General features: G+C 66.7%; 15 protein-coding genes. 11 read left to right on the top strand and 4 right to left on the bottom strand.

The window, feature by feature from the left end; all coding sequences use genetic code 11:
- The first annotated feature begins 11 nt into the window (after window positions 1-11).
- Complete coding sequence (locus tag MHZ91_RS15030) at window positions 12-1,406, top strand: GntP family permease (RefSeq protein ID WP_175124139.1); 1,395 nt, start codon at window positions 12-14, stop codon at window positions 1,404-1,406.
- Here the strand turns inward: MHZ91_RS15030 and MHZ91_RS15025 are convergent.
- On the bottom strand, window positions 1,385-2,296 hold the full coding sequence (locus MHZ91_RS15025; protein ID WP_239214344.1) for a LysR family transcriptional regulator: 912 nt from the start codon (window positions 2,294-2,296) through the stop codon (window positions 1,385-1,387). The genes MHZ91_RS15030 and MHZ91_RS15025 overlap by 22 nt on opposite strands.
- A 117-nt stretch (window positions 2,297-2,413) precedes the next feature.
- On the opposite strand from MHZ91_RS15025, the gene MHZ91_RS15020 reads away from it, so the two are divergent.
- Both MHZ91_RS15020 and MHZ91_RS15015 read left to right on the top strand, forming a co-directional pair.
- A complete protein-coding gene (locus MHZ91_RS15020; RefSeq protein WP_239214343.1) occupies window positions 2,414-3,157 on the top strand; it encodes an SDR family oxidoreductase in 744 nt (247 codons plus the stop codon).
- Window positions 3,158-3,479: 322 nt separating this feature from the next.
- The gene (locus MHZ91_RS15015; protein ID WP_175124135.1) at window positions 3,480-4,364 is read left to right on the top strand and encodes a crotonase/enoyl-CoA hydratase family protein; all 885 of its coding nucleotides are present in this window, start codon (window positions 3,480-3,482) and stop codon (window positions 4,362-4,364) included.
- 24 nt (window positions 4,365-4,388) lie between these two features.
- Here the strand turns inward: MHZ91_RS15015 and pdeR are convergent, their stop codons facing one another.
- Both pdeR and MHZ91_RS15005 read right to left on the bottom strand, forming a co-directional pair.
- Window positions 4,389-6,386: a cyclic di-GMP phosphodiesterase gene (pdeR, locus tag MHZ91_RS15010; RefSeq protein WP_175124134.1), complete on the bottom strand. Its 1,998-nt coding sequence runs from the start codon at window positions 6,384-6,386 to the stop codon at window positions 4,389-4,391.
- Between the two features lie 288 nt (window positions 6,387-6,674).
- Window positions 6,675-7,670: a tripartite tricarboxylate transporter substrate binding protein gene (locus MHZ91_RS15005; RefSeq protein WP_175138452.1), complete on the bottom strand. Its 996-nt coding sequence runs from the start codon at window positions 7,668-7,670 to the stop codon at window positions 6,675-6,677.
- Between the two features lie 220 nt (window positions 7,671-7,890).
- Here MHZ91_RS15005 and MHZ91_RS15000 point away from each other — a divergent pair, with 220 nt between their 5' ends.
- From MHZ91_RS15000 to MHZ91_RS14980, 5 genes are all read left to right on the top strand, one after another.
- Window positions 7,891-9,666 (top strand): IlvD/Edd family dehydratase, encoded by a 1,776-nt coding sequence (locus MHZ91_RS15000; protein ID WP_175124132.1) that lies wholly within the window; start codon window positions 7,891-7,893, stop codon window positions 9,664-9,666.
- A gap of 15 nt (window positions 9,667-9,681) precedes the next feature.
- A complete protein-coding gene (locus tag MHZ91_RS14995) occupies window positions 9,682-10,398 on the top strand; it encodes a GntR family transcriptional regulator (protein ID WP_239214342.1) in 717 nt (238 codons plus the stop codon).
- Window positions 10,399-10,626: 228 nt separating this feature from the next.
- Entirely contained in the window at window positions 10,627-11,148 is a 522-nt protein-coding gene (locus MHZ91_RS14990; RefSeq protein ID WP_175124130.1) for a sigma-70 family RNA polymerase sigma factor, read from the top strand.
- Window positions 11,149-11,156: 8 nt separating this feature from the next.
- Complete coding sequence (locus tag MHZ91_RS14985; RefSeq protein WP_239214341.1) at window positions 11,157-12,209, top strand: FecR family protein; 1,053 nt, start codon at window positions 11,157-11,159, stop codon at window positions 12,207-12,209.
- A gap of 70 nt (window positions 12,210-12,279) precedes the next feature.
- A complete protein-coding gene (locus tag MHZ91_RS14980; RefSeq protein ID WP_239214340.1) occupies window positions 12,280-14,715 on the top strand; it encodes a TonB-dependent receptor in 2,436 nt (811 codons plus the stop codon).
- 85 nt (window positions 14,716-14,800) lie between these two features.
- Here the strand turns inward: MHZ91_RS14980 and MHZ91_RS14975 are convergent, their stop codons facing one another.
- Window positions 14,801-15,709 carry a LysR family transcriptional regulator gene (locus tag MHZ91_RS14975; protein WP_239214338.1) on the bottom strand — a complete coding sequence of 303 codons (909 nt, stop codon included), beginning with the start codon at window positions 15,707-15,709 and terminating at the stop codon, window positions 14,801-14,803.
- 121 nt (window positions 15,710-15,830) lie between these two features.
- On the opposite strand from MHZ91_RS14975, the gene MHZ91_RS14970 reads away from it, so the two are divergent.
- The 3 genes from MHZ91_RS14970 (at window position 15,831) to napE (ending at window position 18,183) form a co-directional block, all read left to right on the top strand.
- Window positions 15,831-16,793, top strand: a complete 963-nt coding sequence (locus MHZ91_RS14970; protein ID WP_239214336.1) for a 3-hydroxyacyl-CoA dehydrogenase family protein — start codon at window positions 15,831-15,833, stop codon at window positions 16,791-16,793.
- Between the two features lie 44 nt (window positions 16,794-16,837).
- A complete protein-coding gene (locus MHZ91_RS14965; RefSeq protein ID WP_239214334.1) occupies window positions 16,838-17,710 on the top strand; it encodes a 3-keto-5-aminohexanoate cleavage protein in 873 nt (290 codons plus the stop codon).
- A 314-nt stretch (window positions 17,711-18,024) separates the two neighbouring features.
- Window positions 18,025-18,183, top strand: coding sequence for a periplasmic nitrate reductase, NapE protein (gene napE / locus MHZ91_RS14960; RefSeq protein WP_056569899.1), 159 nt, complete (start codon window positions 18,025-18,027; stop codon window positions 18,181-18,183).
- The last annotated feature ends 24 nt before the right edge of the window (window positions 18,184-18,207 follow it).

The raw sequence follows: 18,207 nt of genomic DNA, 5'->3' as shown, positions 1-18,207 counted from the left end.
TGGAGTACCGAATGACCGGATTGTTCATCGTGGTGGCGGCGCTGGCGTTTCTGATGCTGGCGGCGTATCGAGGTTATAGCGTCATCCTGTGCGCGCCCATCGCAGCCATGGGCGCGGTGCTTCTGACAGACGCTTCAGCGCTGGCGCCCGTGTTCTCGGGCATCTTCATGGAGCGCATGGCCGGTTTTGCCAAGCTCTATTTCCCCGTGTTCCTCTTGGGCGCCGTGTTCGGCAAGCTCATCGAACTGTCGGGCTTTTCACGCGCCATCGTGCAGGCGGTGCTGCGGCTGATCGGCGCCGAGCGCGCCATCGTGGCCATCGTGCTGGTGTGTGCGGTGCTGACGTACGGCGGCGTATCGCTGTTCGTGGTGGTGTTCGCGGTCTACCCGTTTGCCGCCGAGATGTTCCGCCAGGGCGGCATCCCCAAGCGCCTGATGCCCGGCGCGATTGCGCTGGGCGCCTTCACCTTCACCATGACGGCGCTGCCCGGCACGCCGCAGATCCAGAACATCATCCCCACCACGTTCTTCGAGACCACGACCTGGGCCGCGCCCTGGCTCGGTCTCATTGGCGCCGCGTTCACGCTGACCGCCGGCATCGCCTACCTGGAATGGCGCCGCAAGCGCGCGGCAGCGGCTGGCGAGACCTACGGCACGGACCTGCGCAACGAACCCGCGGCGCCCACCGGTGAGCGCAATCATCATCCGTTGATCGCGCTGCTGCCGCTGGTGGTGGTTGGCGTCATGAACTTCCTGCTGACGCGCTGGATCCCGGGCTGGTATCCGGCCGGTTCCGAAGTCGACCTGCCCGGCCTGGCCAAGCCCCTGCCCGTCAACGCCGAGGAACAGGTGGCGCTGTGGGCCGTGATGGGCGCGCTGATCGCAGGCATCGTCACCATCCTGCTGTTCTCGTTCCGCGCCATCAAGTCGCACTTTGCCGAAGGCAGCAAGAGCGCCGTGTCGGGCGCGCTCCTCGCGTCGATGAACACGGCGGCCGAATACGGGTTTGGCGGTGTGATTGCCGCGCTGCCGGGCTTTCTGCTGGTCGCGCAGGCCTTGAAGGCCATTCCCGATCCGCTGGTGGGCGAAGCGGTCGCGGTAACGACGCTGGCCGGCATCACGGGCTCGGCCTCGGGCGGCATGAGCATCGCGCTGGCCGCGATGTCGCAGACCTTCATCGACGGCGCGCTGGCGGCAGGTATCCCGATGGAGGTGCTGCACCGGGTCGCCGCGATGGCGAGCGGCGGCATGGACACGCTGCCGCACAACGGCGCGGTCATCACGCTGCTGGCCGTCACGGGTCTTACGCACCGCCAATCCTACGGCGACATCTTCGCCATCACGCTGATATCGACGCTGTCGGTGTTCCTGGTGATCGGCGTCTTCTACCTGACCGGCATCGTCTGATCGAAGGCGGCGGCGAACACGCCCGCCAGCCACTGCGTGAACACGCGCACCCGCGCCGGCACCTGCCGGTTCTGCGGCGTCAGCACGGAAACCGGCATAGGCGCGGGCGGCGCGTGGGGCAGCACGATCTTCAGGTGCCCCGCCGCCAGTTCGCGCTCCACGCGGTAGCGCGGGACCTGCACCAATCCCAGGCCCGCGAGCGCCGCACTGGTGTAGAGTTCGGCCCCGCTCACGCTGACGACCGCACGCGGGCGCACCTGGACGATGCGCCCGTCCACCCGAAAATCCAGCGGCACGGCGCGGCCCGTCACGCTGGACACGTAATCCACGGCTATGTGATGTTCCAGCGCCTGCACGCTGTCCGGCACGCCGTGGCGCGACAGATAGGCGGGGCTGGCGACCGTCACCTGCGGCATCTGGGCGATCGTCCGCCCCGCCAGCGTCGAGTCCTGCGGCACGCCCGCGCGCAGCACGCAGTCGACGCCTTCGCGCACCAGATCCACCAGCCGGTCGTCTTCGCCCAGATGCAGGGCGATGTCGGGATAGCGTTGCAGGAAATCCGGCAGGCCGGGCATCACGAAGAACCGGGCCAGCGTGCCCTGCGCGTTCACCCGCAACAGCCCCTTGGGCGCCGTGTCCAGGAAAGCGCCGTCGGCCTCCTCCAGGTCGGCCAGGAGCCGCACGCAGCGCTGGTAGTGGGCCTCCCCGTCGTGCGTCAGCCGGACTTGCCGCGTCGTGCGGTCAAGCAGTCGCGCGCCTAACCGGGCCTCCATCCGCTTGATCAGGTTGGTGACCGTGGCGCGCGGGATGCGCAGGTCGTCCGACGCCTTGGTGAAACTGCCTCGTTCGGCAATGCGCACGAACACCTGCATTTCCTGGAAACGATCCATGCCCCTGCCCCGCCTATTGTTAAAGCAAATGAAATTATCTTAGCAAAGCAGGCGTAATTATCTTTGGATCGGAATAGTCGATCATACGTCTCACCCACTCATCCAAGGAGAAAACCCATGAACGCCCAAGCTTCCCAGCGCGTTGCCCTGGTCACCGGCGGATCGCGCGGCATCGGCGCCGCCATCGTGCGCCGCCTGGCAGACGACGGCTTTGCCGTCGCCATCAATTACGCCTCGAGCGCGGCAGAAGCCGACGCCCTGGCCGGCGAAGTCCGCCAAGCCGGCGGACGCGCCTTGGCCGTGCGCGCCGATGTTGCCAAGCCCGATGACGTGCGCGCGATGTTCGATGCCATCCAGGCCGAGTTCGGCCGGATCGACGTGCTGGTCAACAGCGCGGGCGTGCTGCAGGTGCAGCCGCTGGCGGAAACCAGCGACGACCTGTACGACCGGACGTTCGACATCAACACCCGCGGCACCTTCAACACCCTGCGCGAGGCCGCCGCACGTCTGGCCGATGGCGGCAGCATCGTCAACGTGTCCAGCACCACCGTCGCGCTCAACCTGCCCGGCTACTCGGTCTACATCGCCAGCAAGGCCGCCGTCGAAAGCCTGACGCAGGTCTTCGCCAAGGAACTGCGCGGACGCCAGATCAGGGTGAACGCCGTCGCCCCCGGCCCTGTCGCCACCGAGCTGTTCTTCAAGGGCAAGAGCCCCGAATTGATCGAGCACTACGCCAAGATGCCGCCGCTGGAACGCCTGGGCCAACCGGAAGACATCGCGGGCATCGTCTCGTTCCTGGCGGGACCCGACAGTGGGTGGGTGAACGGGCAGATCGTGCGTGCGAATGGTGGCGTGGCCTGAAAATTTCTCGCGCGCGCCAGCGCCCCTTGAACGCGCGCACTCATCCCAACGCACGAGCCCGGCCCTTCGGCCGGGCTTTTCTTTCACGGCGCTGAATGCCGCATATTTGCTGATGTCCTCATCCGAATTACCCATGCGCGCCTCGCCCGATGGGCCGAGGCAATTTCAGCGGTCTTCAAATTTTCAGTTTGCGCGCTCCGGACTTTGATTTACGGAAAAGTCTGGCCAGTTGGACGAGGTTTGCATGAGACGGAGTCCGTAAGCCGTGGTTTAGCCTGACCCGGCAGTACTCCGACTCACCTTGATCGATTGGACGAAAGCAATGAATCAACTCATTCATCCGGACTGCCACCCCTTTACCGCCGCAGGCAATCTGAAGCAGATCTCCGCGTATTACGAGGAAGGTCGCCGTGTCATGTGGATGATGCTGCGCGCGCAACCGCGCCCGTGCTTTAACCATGAACTCATCGACGAGATCATGACCCTGGCGCGCGCCGCCAAGGACTCCGGCCTGCCCATCGACTTCTGGGTCACGGGCTCGCTGGTGCCACAGATCTACAACGTCGGCGGCGACCTGAACTTTTTTGCCGAGGCCATCCGCACCGGCAAGCGCGAGGCGCTGCGGGCCTATGCCCGTGCATGCGTTGATTGCGTGCACGCCGCCACGCGCGGTTTTGACACCGGCGCCATCTCGCTGGCCATGATCGAAGGCACCGCGCTGGGCGGCGGCTTCGAGGCCGCGCTGGCCCACCACTTCGTGCTCGCGCAAAACAATGCGCGCATGGGCTTCCCTGAGATGGCGTTCAACCTTTTCCCCGGCATGGGCGGCTATTCGCTGGTCGCGCGCCGTTCGGGCATGAAGCTGGCCGAGGAACTGATCAGCACCGGCGAATCGCACACGGCCGAGTGGTATCACGGCCGCGGCCTGGTGGACGTGCTGTTCGAGCCGGGCGAGGCCTTCAAGGCCACGCGCACCTTCATCGACGTGATGCGGCCCAAGCTCAATGGCATGCGCGCCATGCTGCGCGCGCGCCAGCGCGTGCTGGCTCTGCCGCGCGCCGAGCTGATGGACATTACCGAGGATTGGGTCGAAGCCGCCTTCTCCATCGATCCGAAGGACCGCGCCTACATGGAGCGGCTGGTGATGGCGCAGAACCGCCGCACGGCGAGCAATTCGGAGGCCACCGAAGTGGCCACCATGCACTGATCCGGCGGCGCGCCGCCGGTTGCGTCATGCAATGAGATGCAGCCGGCGGCGCTGCGCCAGCCAGGCGGTGAGCTCCGCCGCGGGCATGGGCTTGGCGTACAGGTAGCCCTGCTTGGCGTCCACGCCCAGGGTGTCCAGGAAGACGGTTTCTTCCTGGGTTTCCACGCCTTCGGCAATGACCTGGAGCTCGAGCGTGCGCGCCACGGCAACGATGGCGCGCGCGAGCGCCTGCGAGACCGGATTTTCGTTGACGCCCCGCACGAAGCTGGCGTCAAGCTTGATTGCGTCCAGCGGAATCCGCGCCAGCTGCGACAGCGACGAATAACCCGTGCCGAAATCGTCCAGATGCACACGCGCACCCAGTTGCCGGAACTGCTTGATAAGTTCGATGGCGGCGTCTTCATCGTCGATCAGGCAGCTTTCCGTGAGCTCGATGTCGACCAGGCAGGGGTTGAGATTCGCATCGTTGATGGCGCGCATGAATTCGCTGACCACGCCCTTGTCGTCCAGCTGGCGGGCCGACATGTTGATCGCGATGCGCAGGTTCAGGCCCTCGCGCTTCCATGCCGCTGCCTGCCGGGCTGCTTCGCGCATCACCCAGACGCCCAGCGGCGAGATGAGCCCCGATTCCTCGGCGTAGGGAATGAAGGTGTCCGGACCCACCATGCCGCGTTCCGGCGAACGCCAGCGCACCAGCGCTTCCACGCCGTCGACCTCGCCTGTGCGGCCCACCAGCTTGGGCTGGTAGTACAGCATCAGGTGGTTCTCGGCCAGCGCCTTGCGAAGGTTCGTGTCCAGCCACACATAGTCCGCGTTGCGGCGGTCCATGTCGGGCTGGAACACGCGATACGTATGGCGGCCCGCTTCCTTGGCCACGTACATGGCGATATCCGCGCTGCGCACCACGCTGTCCAGGTCGGCGCCGTGATCGGGGTACATCGCGATGCCGATGGAGCAGCTGGTGTAGACCTCGATGAGGCCCTGGCGGAACGGTTCGCGCAGCCGCTCGATGATGCGCTGCGCGGTGGCTTCCAGTTGCCAGGCCTGCGCCTCTTCCTGCAGGACGATGAACTCGTCGCCGCCCAGGCGGGCCAGCGTCTGGCCATCGGACAGGCAGTTCGAGATGGCGACCGACACCGCTTTCAGCAGCCGGTCGCCGAAACCGTGGCCATAGTGGTCGTTGATGCGCTTGAAGTTGTCCAGGTCCAGGAACAACACGCCGCCCCGCCCTTCGCGGCCCGCCGCCAGCGCCGCCTTCAGCCGCGACGTGATCGCGTGGCGGTTGGGCAGGTTGGTCAGCATGTCGGTGTTGGCCAGCACCCGCAGGCGCTCCTGCGCCTGGCGTTCTTCGGTGATGTCGGTGCCCGAGCAGATCAGGTAGACCCGCTTTTCGCCGCTGCCGCTGGTGACGAACTTGTTGCGGAACAGGAAAAGGCGCGGCCCCTTGACGGTGTTGATCGTGCGCTCGACCTCGTACGACTGGCCGCGTTTGTAGAACTCGGCGATATTGCGGCGCGAGGCAATGGCCTCCTCGCGCGTCATGAACATGTCGAAGACGCTGCGGCCCACGATGTCCTGTTCGCGCTTGCCGGTGTATTCCTCGCTGAGCTTGTTGAAGCGCTGCACGCGGCCGTTCTGGTCGACGATCACGATGACCGAATTGGCTTCGGACACTACCGTTTCGGCGAACGACAGACCTTCTACGAGGTCCTTGGCGACGGATTCGGTATCGGTGTGGGCCGATGCGGTGCCGGCCCATTCGTTGGGATTGATCTTGCGGCCAACCAGGTGCAGGTGAAGCAGATCGCCATACAGCATGATGTCGATCCGCACGCTGGACGTGATGCCCGTCAGGCCGCGCACGGCCTCGGCCTGGTCCGGGCGCAAGGCCATGGCGATATTGGTTGCGCCCTTGACTGCGGCGAGTTCAATCGCATCGCTATCGGCGGACAACCGCCAATATGGGCTATGCGTACCGAAATGCGTGTGCAGGATCGACTTTTCGTCCTGGTTCTCAGTCATTGGTATCCCCCCGCCGTCCTAAGGCCCGCGAAACACATTACGGGCTACTGAATTTGGGGTCAACCACCTTGTCGGGCCCCAAAACCGCTTTATTGCGGTTTATTGCATAGCCGTTCGCAGCGTCAGTGCAATTCTCTGAAATACAGCGTCTTTCCCAGCGCAGCGCACAAGGCGGCGGAAGCGATTATTTCGGTTCCTTTCAGAAGCCGCAAAAACGAGAACGCCGGAAATTCGTGGCGAATTTCCGGCGTAGGGAGCAATGAGGCGCGGCGCGCCGTCAGAAGGGACTTACTCGCCCTTCACGCCCGCCTCGTCGATCACCTTGGTCCAGCGTGCGACTTCAGCCGACACACGCGCGCTGGCGTCAGCAGGCGACGTCCACGTCGCAATCGCGCCCTGGTTCAAGAGCGACGCCTTGACCTCGGGCTTGGCCAGGATCTTCTTGAGCTCGGCATTCAGGCGGTCGATGACCGGCGCAGGCGTATTGGCCGGGGCCACGATGCCGAACATCGAGCTGACCTCGAAGTCCTTTAGGCCGGCTTCGGCGGCGGTGGGCACGTCGGGAAGCGCATCGACGCGTTGCGGCGAGGTGACCGCCAGCGCGCGCAGCTTGCCCGCCTTGATGTTGCCCTGCGCGGCAGGCACCGTTTCGATCATGCTGAGCACCTGACCGCCCATCAGGTCGGTCATGGCCGGGCCGCTGCCCTTGTAGGGCACGTGCAGGATGTCCGCGCCGGCGGTGCGCTTGAACATTTCGCCGGCCAGATGCTGGGGCGAGCCGTTACCGGCGGATGCCATGGTCACGTAGCCGGGCTTGGACTTGGCCAGCGCGATGAACTCGGGCAGCGTCTTGGCCGGCACCGACGGGTTCACCACGAACACCAGGGGCACCGTGCCCACGATGGCGACGGGCGCGAAGCTCTTTTCCACGTCGTACGTGACGCGGCCGCGATAGAGCGCGGCGTTGATGGAGTGGCTGGTCAGCGCGCCCATCAGCAGCGTGTAGCCGTCGGGTTGCGCCTTGGCTACCTGGTCCGCGCCGATGTTGCCGGCGGCGCCCGCGCGGTTTTCCACCACCACGGTCTGGCCCAGCGCGCCCGTCAGTTCCTGGGCAAGCACACGGCCGATCACGTCGGTGGCGCCGCCGGGCGGGTAAGGCACGATCATGCGGATCGGCTTGTCGGGATAGGCGTCGGCCGAGAATGCCGGGGCGGAAACGCCGGCGCACAGCGCCAGCAGGGAAAACAGCACGGCGCGGCGCGGCCGCAGACGCAGGTCTGACATGTGGTCTCTCCAGCCGGGATGGGTATAGGAATGAACGGACGCCCGGTTCGTCAACGGCGCCAGTGTAGGGGGCCACCCTTGATTGAAGAATCGGTATTTTTCTATCGACTGATCTTTAAAACAGATCAATTAAGCTACCACCATAAACCGCTTGCAGGCCCGGCGAAGGGCTGGATATGATGTCGCCGCAGGATTATCAATAATATTATCGGGACTGAAAATGACGGACGACACCAAGGGCGGCAAGCCCGGCAAGGGCCCTTTTGACAGCGACAGCGCCACTGCGCGCGGCGTCGCCCGCGGGCTGACCAACTACGGCGACATTGGCTTTTCGCTGTTCCTGCGCAAGGCCTTCATCAAGGGCGCCGGCCTGTCGGACGATGCGCTGGCGCGTCCCATCATCGGTATCGTCAACACCGGCAGCAGCTACAACCCCTGCCACGGCAACGCGCCGCAACTCATCGAGGCCGTCAAGCGCGGCGTCATGCTGGCCGGCGGCCTGCCCATGGACTTCCCCACCATCTCGGTGCACGAGAGCTTCTCGCAGCCCACCAGCATGTACCTGCGCAACCTCATGTCCATGGACACCGAGGAAATGATCCGCGCGCAGCCGATGGACGCCGTCGTGTTGATCGGCGGCTGCGACAAGACCGTGCCCGCACAACTGATGGGCGCCGCCTCGGCCGGCGTGCCCGCCATCCAGCTCGTCACCGGGTCGATGCTGACCGGCTCGCACCGCGGCGAACGCGTGGGCGCCTGCACCGACTGCCGCCGCTACTGGGGCCGCTACCGCGCCGAAGAGATCGACGCCGTCGAGATCGCCGACGTGAACAACCAGCTGGTTGCCAGTGTCGGCACCTGTTCCGTCATGGGCACGGCCAGCACCATGGCCTGCATTACCGAGGCGCTGGGCATGATGGTGTCGGGCGGCGCGTCCGCCCCGGCCGTCACCGCCGACCGCGTCCGCGTGGCCGAACACACCGGCGCCACGGCCGTCGCCATGGCAGCCTCGCGCCTGACCCCGGACCGCATCCTGAACGGCAAGTCCATCGAAAACGCGCTGCGCGTGCTGCTCGCCATCGGCGGGTCGACCAACGGCATCGTCCACCTGACCGCCATCGCCGGCCGCCTGGGCATCGACATCGACCTGGCCGGCCTGGATCGCATCAGCCGCGAGACGCCCGTGCTGGTCGACCTGAAGCCGTCGGGCCAGCACTATATGGAAGACTTCCACGACGCGGGCGGCATGCCCGCGCTGCTGCGCGAGCTGCGCCCGTTCCTGCATCTGGACGTCCTCACCGTGTCCGGCCGCACGCTCGGCGAAGAACTGGACGACGCCCCGCCGCCCTTCAAGCAGGACGTCATCCGCACGGCCGCCGCCCCCATCTATCCGGTAGGCGGCCTGGCCGTGCTGCGCGGCAACCTCGCGCCCGGCGGCGCCATCATCAAGCAATCGGCAGCCAACCCCAAGCTGATGGAGCACGAAGGCCGCGCCGTCGTGTTCGAGGACGCCGAAGACATGGCGCGCCGCATCGACGACGACGCGCTGGATGTGACCGCCGACGACATCCTGGTGCTCAAGCGCATCGGCCCCACCGGCGCGCCCGGCATGCCCGAAGCCGGCTACATGCCCATTCCCAAGAAGCTGGCGCGCGCAGGCGTCAAGGACATGGTCCGGATCTCGGACGGCCGTATGAGCGGCACCGCGGCCGGCACGATCGTGCTGCACGTCACGCCCGAATCCGCCATCGGCGGCCCGCTGGCCTATGTGCAGAACGGTGACCGCATCCGCCTGTCGGTGGCCAGGCGCGAGATCGCGCTGCTTGTCGATGACGCCGAGCTGGCGCGTCGCACGGCCGCCAATCCCATCACGCGCCCCACCGCCGACCGCGGCTACCGCAAGCTGTTCCTGCAGTCCGTGACGCAGGCCGATCAGGGCGTCGACTTCGACTTCCTGCGGGCCGGTGTCACGAACGACACGGTCCCCAAGAAGTAATCCCGACCTTTTGCCATGAACGCCATCACGCCCGCCGCCTTGCAGGAACCCGCCCCCGACGCCGTCCAGGCAGCGGTGGCCACGCTGGAAGAAGACATCGTCTTCGGCCGGCTGCATCCGCGCGAACGCCTGACCGAGGACGAGCTGATGGCGCGATTCGGCATGAAGCGGCACGCGGTGCGCCAGGTGCTGGTCGACCTGGAACTGCTGGGCGTGGTCGAGAAAAAGCGCAACATCGGCGCGGTGGTGCGCGCGTTTTCCGTGCGCGAGGTGATGGAACTGTATGCCTTGCGTGAAGTGCTGGAAGTGCACGCCGCCCGCCAGATGCCGCTGCCCGTGTCCGAAGCGCGGCTGGCCGCGCTGGTGGCGGTGCAACGCGAACACGATGCCGCCGTCGCCGCTGGCGACGCGCGCCGCGTGTTCCGCAGCAACCAGCGCTTTCATCGGGAATTCGTGGGGCTGCTGGACAACGCGGTGCTGGGACAGGCCATCGAGGAATACGCGCGCCGCACCCACCCGATCCGCTTCGGCTCGCTGGTGACGGCCGGGCACCGCGAACGCGCGCGCCAGGAACACTGGACGATGATCCAGGCGCTGCGCGACGGCGACCGCGACGCGCTGATGGCGGTGTGCCGTGATCACCTGATCCCGTCGCGTGATGCCTATCTGGCGTCGCAACAGGCATATGCGCAGACGCAGGGCGCCTATCTGGCGCCTTCCGCGCCGGTCTGACCGCTCGCGTGTAACGGCTCGCCGTCCGAACGCTCACATCCGACCGCCCCGGCTCGCCACTTACGTCTGACGTTTCCGGGCAACGCCCGGCCGTGCGCGCTCGGCAACAATTTGACAAGCCGTGCCTGGAATCGGTAATAATAACAATTACTATTTCCAGAAATTCGCATGTGCAGTTGTCCCGCCTCCCACTGCGAGGCGCCGGCGGCTAGACCAAAAGGTTGGATCTTGAGTACGCCGGGATGCGCCTTCCCCTCTTCCATCGAAACACTTTATAGCGATCATCACTCCTGGCTCAGGGGCTGGTTGCGACGCCGCCTGGGCAACGCAGACCAGGCCGAAGACCTGGCGCACGACACCTTCATCCGCCTCCTGAGCAGCGAACGCATTCCCGCCACGCTCACGGAACCGCGCGCGTTTCTGACCACCGTGGCGCAGCACCTGGTGTCCAACCATTGGCGCCGCGAAAAGCTCGAACGCGCGTACCTGGACGCGCTGGCCCAGGCGCCGCAAGCGGTGCACTGGTCGCCTGAAGACCGGGCCATCGTGCTGGAAACCTTGCTGGAGCTGGACCGCCTGCTGGACGGCCTGCCCGCCCTCGTGCGGCAGGCCTTTCTGTTGTCGCAGCTTGAAGGTCACACCCACGCCCAGGTGGCCGACGCGTTGGGAATCTCGATCCCCACCGTCAAGCGCTACCTCGTCAAGGCCTTGCAGCGCTGCTGCTTTGCCGATCTTTCCTTCACGGGATGAGCCGGCGCATGTCCACCTCGTCCTGGTACGGAAACACGCGCGACGCCGCCACCCTGCCGCCCGCCGTCGCGCAGCGCGCGCTGGAATGGCTGGTGGAACTGCAAGACGAACCCGTCGCGCCGGAAACGGTGCGCGAATGGGCCTCCTGGCGCGCTGCGCACCCGGACCACGAGCGCGCGTGGCTGCGCATTGAATCCGTGCAGGGCACACTGCGGCCGCTGGCCGGACCCGCCAACGCGGCCATCGCGAAGGCAGCGCTGGCCGCACCTGCTTCCGCCCAGCGCCGCCGCGCCTTGAAAACCATGAGCGCGCTGGCCATCGCGAGCGGCGCGGCGTGGGGCGTGGGGCAGATCACGCCGTGGCGCACCTGGACGTCGGACCATCGCACCGCCATCGGCGAACGCCGCAACGTGACGCTGCCGGACGGCACCCGTCTGGTGTTGAACACGGACAGCGCCATCGACGTGCACTACAGCGCCGACCGCCGGCGCGTGACGCTCATCGCGGGCGAGATCCTGATCGCGACGGCCCACGAATCGGGCACGCCGAACCGGCCGTTCTGCGTTGAAACCGCCCACGGCACCGCGCGCGCGCTCGGCACCGAGTACGCCGTACGGCTGCTGGATGGCTCGACGGAAGTCAGCGTCTTCCAGGGCGCGGTCCAGATCCGCCCGTGCGACGATGCCGAGCACGGCTTGACGTTGCAGGCGGGATTGCGCGCCAACTACTCGGCACGTGGCATCGCGCAGCCCGCCACCGCCGAAGAAAACCAGATCGCCTGGAAGGACGGCTTCATCGTGGCCCGCGGCATGCGACTGGCCGACTTCGTCGCCGAGCTGGGACGGTATAGCCGCGACACGATCAGCTGCGCCCCCGCCGTCTCGGACCTGCGGCTGTCCGGCTCGTTTCCTGTCAGCAACGTGGACAAGGTGCTGGCCGCGCTCAGCGCCACCCTGGATATCCGCGTCGAAACCGAGACGCGGCTCTGGCGCGGACGCCGGCTGCACCTCATCGCCGGCCCCGGCCCGGCACGTCCCGCACCGCCGTTACAAAATAGTTGATCCGTTTTGCGATCTGGCGGGTCAAGGCAGGTGAGCACACAGCAACCTCACCTCTCTGAAAGGCCAGTTCATGAATCACGTCCGGGCGCCCAAGCGCCAGTCCTCCCGTTTCCTGCGACGCGCGGCCACGGCGCGCCTGGCGGGCCGCATCGCCACCGCCACGCTGCTCGCGGCGCCCGCGCTGGTCATCCCCACCGCCGCCCACGCACAGGCCGCCGCCACCCGCAGCTTCGACATCCCCGCGGGAACGCTGGAGGACGCGCTGGGCCGCTACGGACGCGAAGCCGGCATCGTGCTGTCGTTCCGGCCCGAAGTGACGGCCGGTCTGCAAAGCAACGGGCTGCGCGGCACCTACGGCGTGCGGGGCGGTCTGGACGCCCTGCTGGCCGGCACCGGCATCCGCGTGCTGCCGCAGTCGAACGGCAGCTACGTCCTGGACCGCCCCGCCAACGCGGGCATCGCCACCACGAACCTGCCCGCCGTGACGGTCACCGCTTCCGCCGCCGACCCCAACCTGCCCGCACCCTTCGCGGGCGGTCAGGTGGCGCGCGGGGGCGGCCTGGGCGTGCTGGGCACGGGCGACGTCATGGACGTGCCGTTCAGCACCACCAACTACACCGCGCAGATGATCGAGAACCAGCAGGCGCGCACGCTGGCCGACATCGTCATCAGCGAATCCTCGGTGCGCACCACCACCTCCAGCGGCGGCTTTTCCGACGAGTTCCAGATCCGCGGCTACTCCGTGGCTGCCGGCGACGTCGGCCTGAACGGCCTTTACGGCCTGGCATCCGCCAGCCGCATGCCCGCCGCCATGATGGAGCGCGTCGAAGTCCTGAAAGGCCCCGGCACGCTGATGAACGGCATCGGCCCCAACGGCAGCATCGGCGGCGGCATCAACATCGTCACCAAGCGCGCCGGCGACGAGCCCCTGACTCGCCTGACCACCACCTACCAAAGCAAATCGCAACTGGGCGGCCAGCTCGACATGGGCCGGCGCTTTGGCGACAACAACGAATGGGGCATCCGCGTCAACGGCGTCTACAGCAACGGCGACACCAACATCGACGACGGCAGGCAGGAACAAGGTGTGGGCGCGCTGGCGCTGGACTACCGCGGCACCAAACTGCGCTGGTCGCTGGATGCCTACACCCAGCACGAGAACATCGACAACTTCCGTCCGCAGATCGGCTTTCAGTCGAATGTGACGTCGCTGCCCTCGCCGCCCTCGGGCCACCGCAATTTCTACCCCGGCACCGAGCTCACGCTGAACGATTCGACCGTGGCCACCCGCCTCGAGTACGACATCAATGACCACCTGATGGTCTACGGCGCCACCGGCTACCGCTACGGCACCGCCGAGCAGACCTTCCCGTCGGGGCCGGCGGACGCGCAGGGCAATTTCACGGTGTCCAACGCCTATTACGATTCGTACTCGCGCACATGGACGGGCGACATCGGCCTGCGCGCCCGCTTCGACACCTGGGGCATCGGCCACACCGTGAACCTGTCGGCCACGCGCCTGGACCAGGAGTCCGGCAACGCCTACGTCACCTCCTCCGGTCCTGGCGTGCCGTCCAGCATCTTCCGCCCCGCCCCGCTACCGCCCGTCACCGCCGACCGCGGCGCGCCGCAAAAGGCATCGAAGACCGAGCTGACCAGCTACACGCTGACCGACACCCTGTCCTTCGCCGGCGACACCCTGCTGATCACCGGCGGCATGCGCAACCAGCGCGTCGTGCTCGACAACTACTCGACCGCCACTGGCGCGCGCACCGGGTCGTACGACGAAAGCGCGATCTCGCCGGTCGCGGGCATCGTGTTCAAGCCGATCTCCAACGTCTCGCTGTACGGCAACTTCACGTCCGGCCTGACGCGCGGCGGCATCGCGCCCGCCACCGCCGCCAACGCCGGCCAGGTCTTCGCACCGTACAAGTCCAAGCAGTATGAAGCGGGCGTCAAGGTCGACTGGGGCAAGATCATCACCAGCGCCTCGGTGTTCCAGATCACGCGCCCGAACTCGATGACCGATCCCGACACGCGCATCTACAGCTTCGACGGCGAACAGCGCAACCGCGGCCTGGAACTGGCCGCCTTCGGCGAAGCCATGCCGGGCTTGCGCATGATGGCCAGCGCCACGTTCTACGACGCCACGCTCAAGCAGACCGCAGGCGGCGTGAACGACGGCAACGACGCCAACGGCGTGCCGAAGAACACCTTCAACCTGGGGGTGGACTGGGACACGCCGTGGGTCCGCGGCCTGAGCCTGAACGCCCGCGTGATCCACACGTCGTCCATGTACTTCAACGCGGCCAACACGCTGACCCTGCCCTCGTGGACGCGCTACGACATCGGCGCGCGCTACAACACCGAGATCCTGGGCCGCTCCGTGGTGTTCCGCGCGAACATCGAGAACCTGTTCAACAAGGACTTCTGGCTGGCCAGCGGCTCGTACGCGACGGTTGCTGCGCCGCGTACGTTCTTGTTGTCGGCGCAGATTGACTTTTGATCCAACGGGGGTGCCGCGGTTCACGGCCGACGCCGCGAATCGCCTTCATGCCGCAGAGCCGGCCTCAGCCTTGAGGCCGGCTTTTTTATTGCCGCGGCTGCGCCACGTATTCCCTCAACGTCTGCACCAGCGCCACCGCAGCGGGCGACAAGCTGCGGTGGCGGGCCGTCACCAACCCAATCGAGCGCTCGGCCACCGGCGCTGTCAGCCGCCGCTGCACGATGCCGGTCTGCGCCACCGCGCCTGCGGCGATCTCCGGCAACGCCGCGACGCCAAACCCGCATTCGACCATTGCCACGATAGTCGTAAGGTGCTCGGCCTCGAACGCGGGTGCGAAGCGAATGCGGTTCTGCAGAAAGGCCCATTCCGTGTATTGGCGCACGCTGCTTGGATGCACCATGGACACATGTTCCGCCCCAGCCGTATCGGCCCAGCGCAGCGGCCCTTTGGCCCGCGCCAGCGGATGTGCCTCCGGAATCAGCAAGATGAAGCTGTCGGACATCAGCGGCACGTAGTGCAGGTCGGCGTGCTGCGGGTCGGCGGCGGTCAGCGCGAAGTCGACCTCGCCCGCACGCACCAGGTCGAACGCCGGGCCAGATAGCGTGTCGCGGACCTTCAGCGCGACGTGCGGGTGCGCCTGGCGGTAGGCCATCAGCACGCGCGGCAGCAGCCGCGCCGCCAGCGACGGCAGCGCCGCCACGGACACCTGCCCCTGTTCCGCGCTGGAGATGCTGCCGACCGCGGCGATGGCATCGCGGAATGCCGCCTGCAGGGTCGCGGCCTGTTGCAGGAAGACCTCGCCCGCCGCCGTCAGCCGAACCGTGCGCGTGGTGCGGTCGAACAGGCGCACGCCGAGCGCGTCCTCGATGCGCTGGATCTGGGTGGACAGCGCGGATTGCGACAGATGCAGCTGCCCCGCGGCCTGGCGGAAGTTGAGCGTTCGGCCCAGCACCAGCGTGGTGTCGATGTCCCGCATCGACAGGTTGATCTGCATGTTTTGTCCCCGGCCTATTGATCTGATTGACCGATCATTCTATTCAAAAATTCTGATTCATCAATCAACCGCCCTTCTCTACACTCGCGCCAAAGCGTGATTTCAGAATCAGGAGAACAGCATGCAGAAAGACAGGAACGCGCTGCCCAATCCGGGCGCGGCGCATGCGGTAGTGGTGGGCGGCGGCACGATGGGTGCGGATGTCGCCGTCGTGTTGACGCGCGCGGCGTGCCGCACGACGGTGATCGAATCGAATGCCGAGCGCGCGGCCGGTCTGCCGGCGCGCGTGGCGGAAAACCTGAAGACCATCGGGCGCGAGTCAAACGCCGCGCTGCTGGCCACCGCGCCGTCGCTGGACGAGGTGGACTGGTCCACGGTGGATCTGGTGATCGAGTGCATTCCCGAGCGCCTGGACATCAAGCAGGCGCTCTTTGCGGACTTGGCGCGGCGCACGCGGCCCGAGGCCATCCTGGCCAGCAACAGTTCCAGCTTCCCGATCAGCGCGATCAGCCAGGGGCTGGACACGCGCGGCCGCATGCTGGGCCTGCACTTCTTCATGCCGGCGCACCTCGTGCCGCTCGTGGAAGTGGTACTGGGCGAAGCCAGCGACGAGGCCTGCGCGGATTCGCTGATCGACTTCATGCGGCGCTGCGGCAGCGTGCCGGTCAAGGTGAAGCAGGATCTGCCGGGCTTTCTGGCGAACCGCCTGCAGCACGCGCTGTCGCGCGAAGCCTTCGACCTTATCGACCGCGGCATCGCGTCGCCCGAGGACGTGGACGCCGCCGTGCGGTTTGGATTTGGGTTCCGGTTCCTGGCGGCGGGTCCCGTGATGCAGCGCGATCACGCGGGCATCGACGTGCACGCGGCGGCCGGCGCGACGATGTATCCGACATTCTGCAACGCCGACCATCCGGCGCGCTGCCTGACCGAACGCGCCGCCGACGGCCGGCATGGCATGAAGGCAGGCGAAGGTTTTTATGCCTGGACGCCCGAGACCATTGCCGCAGAGCGCGCCCGCTACGACCGGCTGCTGCGCGCCGGCCTGGACCTGATCGCTCCCGAACTGCCGGAGATCAAGCCTTGAACGCGCCTGCAACCCGCTCCGTGCCTGCTTGCGCACCCGCTACCATGTCCACCTCTGCGTCAACCACCGCTCCGGCCCTCCCCCGCGCCGCATTGGCCGACTCGCCCGTCATCATCACCGTCGCGCCCAACGGCGCGTACAAGAAGGCTGCCGACCACCCCGCCGTGCCGCTGACCGCAGACGCGCTGGCCGCCGAGGCCCGCGCATGCCTGGACGCCGGCGCCGCGATGATGCACATGCACGTCCGAAAGCCCGACGGCAGCCATCTGCTGGATGCGCAGGCCTATCGCGACGCGCTCGCGGCGGTGCAGCGCGCCGTCGGCGACGAACTACTGGTGCAGGTGACGAGCGAGGCGGCGGGCGTCTATCAGGCCGCCGAGCAGATTGCGATGGTGCGCGAATTGCAGCCCGAAGCCGTCTCCATCGGCCTGCGCGAAATCGCCGTGCCCGGCATTCCGGAAGCGGAGCTGGCCGCCTTCCTGGCGTGGCTGGCCGACCGACGCGTCATGACGCAGATCATCCTGTACGACGACGCCGACGTGCGCCGCTGGCTGTCGCTGCGCGCGCGCGGCCTGGTGCCGCCGGGCGCATGGTCGGTGCTGTTCGTGCTGGGCCGCTACAGCGCGGGACAGACGTCGTCGGCTTACGACCTGCTGCCGTTCCTGGCCGCTTACGACCATTCGTTGCCCTGGGCGATCTGCGCCTTCGGCCCCGAGGAAAACGCCTGCGTTACGACCGCGGCGGCCTTTGGCGGCCATATGCGAGTCGGGTTTGAAAACAATCTGAAGCTGCGCGACGGGTCGGTGGCGCCGGACAACGCGGCGCTGGTCGCACAGGCCGCGCAAGGCGCGCGGGCGCTGGGCCGGCCGCTGGCGACGGCGGCGGACGCGCGGCGTATCTACGGCGCGATCGGTTGATGCGCTAACGATTGACGCGGTGCAAGCAAATCGCAGCCGGTTAATCCGCAACCGGTTATTCCGGCTGCCGGTCAACTGGCTGCGGATTTAACCGTTGTCAGCTTATCCGCACAGTCGACTGGGGCCGCCGGATACCCCGCTTTCGATCGCCCCCTGCCGGTGAACGCACGCGCCCCCTTTCCCCCGCTCTGTAATCTCTCCGACATTATTTCGCTGTGTTGCAACATTGACGCCGCGCAAGCGCATCTGCTACAAACTTTCGCATCTGTACGTTTAACGCAATACCCCCACAAGTTTCTGCTGCGAGGTGGTGTGTGCAAGACGAATCCGATGGCTACACAAAAGCCCAGGAACTGCGAAGTTTCCTATTCCTGACGGCAGTCATGGCCCCGGTGTTGGCAGTGATCATCGTGGCCGGGTACGGTTTTGCGGTCTGGATCTACCAGATGTTCGCAGGCCCCCCGGGAAGCTGATGCAAAGCCTCCGCCCCCCCATTC

The organism is Achromobacter sp. ACRQX, assembly GCF_022346505.1.
Taxonomy (GTDB): domain Bacteria; phylum Pseudomonadota; class Gammaproteobacteria; order Burkholderiales; family Burkholderiaceae_B; genus Achromobacter; species Achromobacter animicus.
This window is presented reverse-complemented; position numbering and strand designations above follow the sequence as displayed.